Source organism: Streptomyces sp. NPDC097619, from assembly GCF_040302735.1.
Lineage (GTDB): Bacteria > Actinomycetota > Actinomycetes > Streptomycetales > Streptomycetaceae > Streptomyces.
This window is the reverse complement of sequence record NZ_JBEOSD010000306.1, coordinates 1-2,659: the sequence shown is the minus strand read 5'-3', so window position 1 is coordinate 2,659 and position 2,659 is coordinate 1. Positions and strand designations below refer to the sequence as shown.

Annotated in this window: 1 protein-coding gene; it reads right to left on the bottom strand. The window is 80.4% G+C overall.

Annotated elements, in window-relative coordinates:
* Positions 1-155 precede the first annotated feature (155 nt).
* Complete coding sequence (locus ABTZ17_RS36610; protein ID WP_352200147.1) at positions 156-2,534, bottom strand: outer membrane protein assembly factor BamB family protein; 2,379 nt, start codon at positions 2,532-2,534, stop codon at positions 156-158.
* Between the last annotated feature and the right edge of the window lie 125 nt (positions 2,535-2,659).

Here is a 2,659-nt window from a genome sequence, read left to right as displayed (position 1 = left end):
ATACCGGGGCTCCGCCCCGGACCCCGTTTCGGGGGCTCCGCCCCCGGACCCCCGCGCCTCAATCGCCGGCGGGGCTGAGATGTGTCCCCCCGGCGGGGCCGGGTTTGCCCCGGTGGGGCTGGGATGTGTCCCCCCGGCGGGGCTGAGTTTGCCGGTCAGGGGAGGGTGATCGCCGTCAGGGACGGGAGGGGGAGGGCGGCCAGGGTGTCGAGGAGGGTGGTGGGGCCCGGGGTGAGGGAGGGGTGGGCCCAGTGGAAGCGGGGTTTTCCCGTGGCCGGGTCCAGGGCCTCCACGAAGGGGGGGAGGGGGCGGCCGAGGCGGCCGCGGCCGCCCCGGGTGGCCTTCACGTACAGGAGACCGCCGCGCAGGCCCAGGAGTTCCAGGGCGCAGCGCGAGCCGTCGTGGCGGGTCGACCGCCGCTGCCACAGCAGTGCGCCGGTGTCCGCGTCCAGGGCCAGGACGGCGTCGGCGCCCTCGGCGGGGAGGCGGGCCGCGGCGAAGACCGGGCCGCCCGGGCCCCACGGGCCCTGGGACGAACGGCGGCCGGCCGTGCCGGGCACCACCAGGCGGGGTGCGAGTGGCCCGGCGGCGTGCCGCCACAGGGTGCGGCCGCTGCCCGCGTCCAGGGCGCGCAGCACCGTGCCGTCCGCCAGGTGCACGGGGCCCGACGGGAGCGGGAGGGCCGATGGCGGGTCGGCGGCGGTCCGGGGCGGGGCTTCGTTCCTGGTGCGGGTCCACAGGGGGGCGCCGTCGGGGAGCCGCAGTCCGCGCAGGCCGGCGGCGTCGGCGAGGACCAGGCAGTCCTCCCGCACGGTGGTCACCAGCGAGGCGTCGAAGGGCCCCGGGAGCCGCCACACCGTCTCCCCGGTCTCCGCGTCCAGGGCGCTCAGGGCCTCGTGTCCGGCGTACAGGACCAGGTCCCCGGCCACCCGCAGCGGTGGGCGGACCGTGGACGGGGCGCCGGGCAGGTCCCGCCACCAGCGGACCCGGCCGTCCCGGGCCTCCCGGACCAGGACCCGCACCAGGGGCCGGCCCGCCGGGGCCAGCGCCACGGCCACCGTGCCGGTGCCGGTCGGTCCGACGGCCGAGCGGAGGTCCACCGGCTCCGGGAGGGCGGGGGCCGCCACACCCGCGTCGCCGTGGGCCGTCCACAGCGGGTGCCCGGTGTCCGCGCGCACGGCTCCGGTCTCCGCGCCGTCCGACCAGACGAGCCGGTCCCCGGCCGGACCGAGCGTGTCCGGCACCACCGGGACCTGCCAGCGCCGTGCCCCCGCCGGTCCGGCGGCGCCGCCGGGCGGTGGTCCGGGGGTTTCGGCCGCGGGGACCCGGACCCTCGTGAGCTCCTCCGGCAGGTCGGGCCCGGGGTCCGGGTCGGGCTCGGTCGGCACGGCCCCGGCGGAGTCGCGGGCCGAGAGTTCCGCGGCCGTCGCGACGAGTGCCGCCGCGCGGGCGGCGGGGGTGGAGGCGGTGGAGGCGGGGCGCGTGCCGGCCGTGTCCGTGGCGGTACCGCTCCCGGTGTTCCTTCCGGTGTCCCCTCCCGGGTCGGTCCCGCGGTCGTCGGTCGCCGGGGAGGGGTGGGGCTCCGGCGGCCGGGGGTGTCGCTCCGCGAGGAGCGCGGCCCGTTCCGGGGAGACGGGGGCCATGGCCCGGGCGATCCGGGCCAGGCCGACGGCGCGGGCGTCGGGGGGTGCCGGGAACAGGGCCTGCTCGGCACGGGCCAGGAGCCGGCCGGCACGGGCCGGGGCGGCCGCCGCGACGCCCTCGGCCAGCAGGGTCAGCAGCGCGGCGGCCGTGGTCCCGTCCCCGGCCGCCGTGGACCAGGCGTACCACTCGGCCGCGCCGAACAGGGCGCCCGACAGCTCGCGGTCGAAGCGGGCGGCGACGGATCCGCCCCGCGCGAGCGTGGCCACCGCCCGGGGAGCCTCCTCACGGCCGGTCCGGAGGGCCTCCTTCATCGCCTCGTCGAGCAGCTCGTGGGGTGACCGGTCCCGCGTCTCGGGTGCGCCCCCGGCTCGCTCCTCGGGTGCCTCCGGGACCTCGGCGCGGACCGAAGCGTGGGCCGAAGCGTCGGCCGTCGGGCCGGTCGTCGGACGGGCCGTCGTGCCGGTGACGGTGGGCGGGGCCACCAGGGTGGCCGGGCCGGCCCGCCCGCCGTCGGCCCACGCGACGGAGCCGGGGTCGGGGCCGCGGTCGGAACCCGGACCTGCGGTGCCTCCGGCTCCGGGAGCGGCGTCCGGGACCGCGTCCGGTGTCGCCTCCGCGACCGGGATCCGTATCGGGGTCGGGTCGGGGGCGCGGTGGTCGGGGCCGTCGGGGCCGGCTCCCGCGCGGTCCGGACCGCCGGGTGCGGGTACCCCGGGCGCCACCCCCTCGGACGGGCCCTCGGCCCCGCCGCCCCCGCCCTCCCCGCTCGCGGCCCGGAGGGCGTCGGCCACCTCGGCGGCCGTGGCGGGGCGGAGTTCGCGGGGTTTGGCCAGCAGGGAGGCGACCAGACGGGCCAGGGGAGCGGGAACGTCCCCGCGGAGGGATTCCACGGGGACCGGGGGCTCCTCCAAGTGGCGGGGGGGGGGGTCCACCGGCCGCGACCGCAACACCACGAGCTTGAGAGCCGCGGCGCGCCCCCAAAACAACACACCCCACGCGCGAAAGGAGCGCGACG